This is a genomic window from Phocaeicola sp. (assembly GCF_048170425.1).
Taxonomy (GTDB): Bacteria; Bacteroidota; Bacteroidia; order Bacteroidales; family Bacteroidaceae; genus Phocaeicola.
In genome coordinates, this window is the sequence record NZ_DBEXBB010000020.1 from 1 (window position 1) to 6,238 (window position 6,238).

A 6,238-nucleotide genomic window follows, 5' to 3' on the forward strand; every position below is an offset into this window, starting at 1 on the left:
TGACTTATGCTGGTATAGGTAGACACATTATTAACACATAACCTATACCAATCATGAATCGTAAGCATTACAATGAATCAGACCGTCTGGCTCTACTTCGTGAATATTATTCATCAGGTTTGAGCAAATATGCATTTATCAAAAAACATAACCTAAGTGGTTCTGCTATTTTAAATAAGTGGATAAGAAAATATTCATCTCCCCAAAAAGAGTTACCTTTGGAAATGAGTCTGTTAAAGAGATTATCTTCCGAAGGAGAAACAGAAATGGCAAATCGTAGTAAAGAGAGTTATCGTGAAGAGAATGCGCAGTTGAAAAAGCGCATTAAGGAGTTGGAAAAATCCTTGTCCTTCTCCCGCCTGGAAACTGAAGCCCGTGATTTGATGATAACACGTGCTGAAGAGTACTTTAACATCCAGATAAGAAAAAAATCTGGGGCCAAATAGCAACGGAACTGGTCACATGTCGTGGCCTGAAGGTCACGACCGTGTGCCGTCTGTTTGGCCATTGCCGTCAAGCTTTCTACCAGTGGAAAGTAGACATAGAAAAAGAAGTACAGCTGGCGCAGACTATTCTGAAGAGTGTAGAGGAAATCCGTGCAGAGGATCCAGGCATAGGTGGTTATAAGCTTTGGATTATGCTCTGTAGCTTGAATAACCCTGATATGGTGATGCCTGGCCGCGACAGTTTTTATCGGCTGTTGCGTCGCAACGGGTTGATGCTCCCTCCTCCCAAACCTCGCCATACAACCAATTCCAACCATCGTTATCGTAAGTGGAAGAACTTAATAAAGGGCTTTACCCCATTAGCCGCCAATCAGCTTTGGGTGAGTGATATCACTTATATTGTATTGTCAGACGGTACAGTCTGCTATCTCCACTTGATTACTGATGCTTATTCACACAAGATAATAGGATGGGTATTGGCCGAGTCTTTACGCGCAGCTATCACCATGCAGGCTTTGGAACAGGCGATTAAGCAGGCTGTTGCAATGAAAGGGAATGAAAGCCTCAAGGGGCTGATTCACCATTCAGACCGAGGCATACAATATTGTTGTGATGCTTATGTGAAAATGCTTCAGGACCATGATATTTCTATCAGTATGACAGAAGATTATAAGCCAACAGATAATGCTGTGGCAGAAAGAATTAATGGTATAATAAAAACAGAGCGCATTTATCGTCAAAGCCACTTCAATAATATCAACCATGCCCGTAATGTAATTGACAGATACATTCATTTTTACAACAATTATCGTCCGCACATGAGTATAGGATATAAAACACCGGCTCAGGTGCATCTGGAAGAGGGAGAACAGAAAAGGATGTGGAAACAGGTAAAATACACTAAAATTTTTTCATCGAATGAAGAAAATGCTGTATCATTGCAAAGCCAAAAACAGCTCCGGGTGAAAGCGTAAGCCGGAACTATTGACCTTAAAAAAACGAATGCCCCATCGAAGGGCATCCAACAACAGCTCCAGTTTCTTGCGTGTCCGGAACTCTTAGTAAAAACAGCACAACTTTTGCTTAATAGTCTATTATTTTAGGATGACTTTATGCAAAGTGTCTACTGTTCCAGTTTATAAAAAGAAAAAACGTCTAGTTATATCAGGAAAAGTCACAAGGTCAGTACTTCCTTGGCAGTACTCCAGTACTTTCTAATCAGTACTCTGGTACTTTCACGGCAGTACTGTAGTACTTCCTAAGAAGTACAGGGAAAAGAAGATTGTACGGATACTTTTGTCTGAAGAAGGCTGGTGTAGTATCTTGATAAGATAAAAATGCCGGAGCGTACTTTTTTACGTTCCGGCATTTTTATGTCCTACTTTGAACAAGGCCTTTTTTAGTTTCGCATGTATTTTTTCATACCCTCTGTGGAGTAGGTCTGTAGTTTCCCGTCTTTGTCTGAATAGATAAAATAGGCATCCAGTTCAGGATGGGCACTACAGATGGCTTTGGCTGAATCCAGTCCCAGTACCATGAAGGCAGTGGCGTAGGCATCGGCTGTGGCACAGTCTTTCGCAATGACGGTAGATGAAAGAATATTGTGCTGTACCGGGTATCCCGTGCGAGGGTCGATGGTATGCGCATATTTCTTTCCGTCTTTGTAATAGAAGTTGCGGTAGTTGCCCGAAGTGGCCATACCGGCATCGGTAATTTCTAACACGGTCTGTAGTTCTTGGTTGACGGACAAAGAATCGTCAATAGGTTTGTTCACGCCGATACGCCAGGTCTCCATTTTGCTGTTCTGTCCTTTCAGTACCAGTTCTCCGCCGATGTCAATCATGTAGTTCTTGATACCTTTGCGGTCGAACAACCGTGCTACACAGTCTACACCAAATCCTTTGGCGATAGAACTGAAGTCGAGCATCATGCGCGGGTCGGCTTTAACCACTTCTCCTTCTGCATTGAGTTGTACTTTGTCGATGCCTACAAACTGGCGCAGGCTGTCGATGGTCAGTGAATCAGGGAACTGAGAGTGCTTGAAGCCAAATCCCCAGGCGTTGACTAACGGAGCTACGGTTACATCGTAAGCCTTTCCGGTTTCGTTGGAGATTTCTTTGGCCATGTTGAATACATACACAAACAGACTGTCGGCGTGCATGTCTGTATTGTGGTTGATACGGGTAATGACTGACTGTTTATTGAACGGCGATAAAGAGTTGTCTACTTTCTGAAGTTCTTTCTCAATCTCTTCTTTCAGGTTTTCGGATGACTGGTAAGTAATTTTATAGACTGTACCGAATACCAGTCCCTGGTCGGTTTGGTAAGGAGATTGTTTTCTCAGAATCAGTACCGTTCCTACGATGAGCAATACAAGAAACGGCAACTGCCATTTTAAGTTGTTTTTGTTCATGATTTTATTGCAAGAATAAATGTTCTACTAATATTTTGATACCGATGCCAATCAGTACCAGTCCGCCGAAGATTTCCACCCGCAGGTGAAAACGCTTGCCAAAGAATACGCCGATGAGACTTCCTGCCAATGAAAGTACGAAAGAGGAGATTCCAATGCTGGTTAGAGGCATCCAAAGACTTTCCAGTTGCTTGAATCCGGCAAAAGCAAACGAGATGCCGATGGCCAATGCATCAATACTGGTGGCTACAGCCAATGCCAATGTCACTTTCAGGCTGGTAGGGTTGAAGGAAGCGGTTTCTTCTTCTTTAAATTGCGCACGTATCATGCGGATACCTAAAAATGCCAATAGGGCAAAGGCAATCCAATGGTCGTAGGCTTCAATCAGATGCTGGAAACGACTGGCACCTAACCATCCCAAGAAGGGCATCAGTGCCTGAAAGAGCCCGAAGAAAAAAGCCATTCGTAAAAAGGTACCCCATTGAATACGGTGTAAAATAATGCCGCTGGTTACAGATACGGTAAAACAGTCGATGGCCAGACTGACGGACAATAAAATGGTTTCGATTAAATTCATGTAAATCAGAAGGGTAAGTTGTAGATGAGATTATACGTCAAGTTAAAACTGCTTCCGGCATTTTTCCCGAATCCGGGCACATACCATGGAATGGAATTGTCATGACCTTTCACGCTCATTCTCATTTTATATCTTACGCTCCAGCCCATGCAGAAGCTTTTGTATATTTTTACTTTAAGTCCGAGCACTCCCTCCAGCCAGCTGGCATTACTTTTCATGCCGGAATATGCAAACGGATAGGATATTTCTCCACCATAGTTGGGGTCGGTCATGCTGGGGCCGTCCACATCATAACTGAATGAACTCATACCGTAGCGAAGTCCTACATACAAATAGCCCGGAAGGTGTGTCTTTTTGTAAAACACATTATAGTCCATTCCGATACGGAAATAAGGAGCGGAAGTCTTGTAGTGCAGGTTGTTTCCGTCATTTATGGCATCTGCCTTTCCGTATCCCACTTCAATGACGGGAAGAAAGCGATTTTTCAAGTTGGCTTGTACGGCAATTTCGCTGTTCAGAATGTCGCTGCCTAACAGGTAACTTCCCAGTCCGGCAATTTCCACTCCTATGCTTGTGCCCTGATAGAACGGGACAGACTCTGTCGGCTCAGCTTTCTTCTTGTCTTCCTTTTTAATCTCTGCGGGAGTTGCTTTATGTACGCCCGGTTTCTGTGCCTGCAAGGGAGAAAGCAAAAGACAGCTACTCGTTAGTATCAGAAATAGTGAAATATATCTTGAAATTCTCTTTCTCATAATTATCTATGTTCGGATTGGTAATGACAAGCGAATCGAGCATACGGGTAGTAGTTTCCGCACCAGTAACTTCATAAAACATCATGGTACCGCAATCCAGATTGATAAAGTAAGGAATGTTGCGGTGGGTAATTGTAAGGATGTCTCGCTGGCGGTTGGCATACTGAAGAATAAATCGGGTTTGTTCTCCGTAGCTGAGCGGCAGGCTGAGCGTACTTGTGTTGGTTGACTTATTGATCAGCGTGTCGTAAATTGTCGTATCAGCGGTCTCCAACTGTCCGATGACCGTCAGTGTATCGGTGTACTGCACAGACCGTCCATATTGGTCTACAAATGCAAACTGGGCATACGCCAGCGCATTAGGCGGACAGTTTTCCACTTCACAAGCAGGGAAAAAGGAAACGACTGCCACCAAGAGGATACCTAATACAATCGGTAGTTTCTTCATTATTCAATTTCTTTCTCGATTTGATAGTTGTTTCTTTCAGGAGAATTGCGTGCAATCAGTTCTCCGATAAATCCGGCCAGGAAAAGCTGGGTTCCTAATATCATGGTGGTCAGTGCCAGATAGAAATAGGGACTTTCAGTTACCAGGCGATAAGGATTGCCGCAATACATGTCATAGAGCTTGGTGGCACCTACCACAATGACAGCGATAAATCCCAGAATGAACATGATGGAACCTAAGAAGCCGAAGATGTGCATCGGTTTCACGCCGAAGGTAGACAAGAACCACAAGGTAAGCAAATCCAGGTAGCCGTTGACGAAACGGTTCAGTCCGAACTTGGTCTTTCCATATTTGCGTGCCTGATGATGTACAATCTTTTCTCCGATACGGTTGAAGCCGGCATTTTTAGCCAGATAGGGAATGTAGCGGTGCATTTCACCGTACACTTCGATGTTTTTCACTACGTCCCGGCGATAGGCTTTCAGTCCGCAGTTAAAGTCGTGCAGATTATGTATTCCCGAAACCGCACGTGCGGTAGCATTAAATAGTTTGGTCGGGATTGTTTTCGACAGCGGGTCATAGCGCTTCTGTTTCCATCCGGAAACCAAGTCATAGCCGTCTTCTGTAATCATGCGGTAAAGTTCCGGAATCTCATCCGGACTGTCCTGTAAGTCAGCATCCATGGTGATGATTACATCTCCCTCTGCTTTCTTGAATCCGCAGAATAAGGCAGGTGATTTTCCATAATTACGGCGGAACTTGATGCCTTTCACTTCTTTTGACTTCCGGCTAAGTTCTTCGATGACCTGCCAGGAGTGGTCTGTACTACCATCATTTACAAAGATAACTTCGTAGGTAAAATGATGCTCATGCATTACGCGTTCAATCCAAGCATACAGTTCGGGTAAGGACTCCTCTTCATTATATAGAGGTACGACTACAGATATATCCATATTTTTATATTGCTAAAGCGATTAGTTTTTCTTTTTCATGACTACCAGACCGGTGGGAATGGCTAACAGGATTCCATAGAAGAAATTCTGCGAAAGCAGCTGAAAGGTCAGTTGCAAAGAACTGAGGGAAGAAATGACATTCAGACTGCCGATAAGTTGTTCTACGGAAATCTTCATATCACCAGTTACGGAATCTTTTATATTTTCCAGTTGGTCTAGATACGTATTCAACAAGTAACCCTGATCAATGAAGCGGAAATACACGTAGTGTGCCAGCGCTGTCAGGATAGAAGCAAAAAGATACATCAGAAAACAGAAACTGAATGCCTGAGTAAACGAAAAATTGCCTTCATGATACTGGTTGCAGTAGCGGCGTGCATAAATGTAGCCTAACACCGGTACAAAAAGGGTCATCAAGATAAACAGGAGCTGAAGCAACGGAATGGAAAAGCCTATGGGGAGAAAGATGAATTTGAAAATCCAAAATAATCCCATGTAAGTTCCAAATCGCATGGCATATTCTTGTAGGGTTATTGGTCTTTTTGTTGTCATGGTAGTAACGTTTGATAATGGCTACAAAAGTAGTCTTTTTCAGTGAGCTATGGCATATAAAAAGACTGAAAAATCATATTCTTTACCATTTTGGTAT

Annotated in this window: 8 protein-coding genes; 2 read left to right on the top strand and 6 right to left on the bottom strand. The window is 43.2% G+C overall.

The genetic code is table 11. The annotated features are described in order from the left end of the window. Window positions 1–53: 53 nt before the first annotated feature. Both ACMJ0U_RS00825 and ACMJ0U_RS00830 read left to right on the top strand, forming a co-directional pair. The gene (locus ACMJ0U_RS00825) at window positions 54–446 is read left to right on the top strand and encodes a transposase (protein WP_417127521.1); all 393 of its coding nucleotides are present in this window, start codon (window positions 54–56) and stop codon (window positions 444–446) included. A gap of 26 nt (window positions 447–472) precedes the next feature. Continuing rightward, the gene (locus ACMJ0U_RS00830) at window positions 473–1,420 is read left to right on the top strand and encodes an IS3 family transposase (RefSeq protein ID WP_417127526.1); all 948 of its coding nucleotides are present in this window, start codon (window positions 473–475) and stop codon (window positions 1,418–1,420) included. Window positions 1,421–1,845: 425 nt separating this feature from the next. Here the strand turns inward: ACMJ0U_RS00830 and ACMJ0U_RS00835 are convergent, their stop codons facing one another. The 6 genes from ACMJ0U_RS00835 to ACMJ0U_RS00860 are packed head-to-tail and all read right to left on the bottom strand — an operon-like array spanning window position 1,846 to window position 6,141. Then, entirely contained in the window at window positions 1,846–2,859 is a 1,014-nt protein-coding gene (locus ACMJ0U_RS00835) for an FAD:protein FMN transferase (RefSeq protein ID WP_417127522.1), read from the bottom strand. 4 nt (window positions 2,860–2,863) lie between these two features. Further along, window positions 2,864–3,436, bottom strand: a complete 573-nt coding sequence (locus ACMJ0U_RS00840; protein WP_417127524.1) for a manganese efflux pump MntP family protein — start codon at window positions 3,434–3,436, stop codon at window positions 2,864–2,866. A 5-nt stretch (window positions 3,437–3,441) separates the two neighbouring features. Continuing rightward, window positions 3,442–4,188: a DUF6048 family protein gene (locus ACMJ0U_RS00845; RefSeq protein WP_278562393.1), complete on the bottom strand. Its 747-nt coding sequence runs from the start codon at window positions 4,186–4,188 to the stop codon at window positions 3,442–3,444. Then, the gene (locus tag ACMJ0U_RS00850; protein ID WP_278562395.1) at window positions 4,136–4,636 is read right to left on the bottom strand and encodes a DUF6452 family protein; all 501 of its coding nucleotides are present in this window, start codon (window positions 4,634–4,636) and stop codon (window positions 4,136–4,138) included. Before ACMJ0U_RS00850 ends, ACMJ0U_RS00845 begins: the two co-directional genes overlap by 53 nt. After that, the gene (locus tag ACMJ0U_RS00855) at window positions 4,636–5,589 is read right to left on the bottom strand and encodes a glycosyltransferase family 2 protein (protein ID WP_007563082.1); all 954 of its coding nucleotides are present in this window, start codon (window positions 5,587–5,589) and stop codon (window positions 4,636–4,638) included. The genes ACMJ0U_RS00850 and ACMJ0U_RS00855 overlap by 1 nt, the downstream gene beginning before the upstream one ends. 21 nt (window positions 5,590–5,610) lie before the next feature. After that, on the bottom strand, window positions 5,611–6,141 hold the full coding sequence (locus ACMJ0U_RS00860) for a DUF4199 domain-containing protein (protein ID WP_417127525.1): 531 nt from the start codon (window positions 6,139–6,141) through the stop codon (window positions 5,611–5,613). Window positions 6,142–6,238: the final 97 nt, after the last annotated feature.

Coding starts and splice junctions, on each gene's coding strand:
- ACMJ0U_RS00845 (WP_278562393.1), bottom strand. CDS start 4,188: ATGAGAAAGAGAATTTCAAGATATATTTCACTATTTCTGATACTAACG.
- ACMJ0U_RS00840 (WP_417127524.1), bottom strand. CDS start 3,436: ATGAATTTAATCGAAACCATTTTATTGTCCGTCAGTCTGGCCATCGAC.
- ACMJ0U_RS00860 (WP_417127525.1), bottom strand. CDS start 6,141: ATGACAACAAAAAGACCAATAACCCTACAAGAATATGCCATGCGATTT.
- ACMJ0U_RS00850 (WP_278562395.1), bottom strand. CDS start 4,636: ATGAAGAAACTACCGATTGTATTAGGTATCCTCTTGGTGGCAGTCGTT.
- ACMJ0U_RS00855 (WP_007563082.1), bottom strand. CDS start 5,589: ATGGATATATCTGTAGTCGTACCTCTATATAATGAAGAGGAGTCCTTA.
- ACMJ0U_RS00825 (WP_417127521.1), top strand. CDS start 54: ATGAATCGTAAGCATTACAATGAATCAGACCGTCTGGCTCTACTTCGT.
- ACMJ0U_RS00835 (WP_417127522.1), bottom strand. CDS start 2,859: ATGAACAAAAACAACTTAAAATGGCAGTTGCCGTTTCTTGTATTGCTC.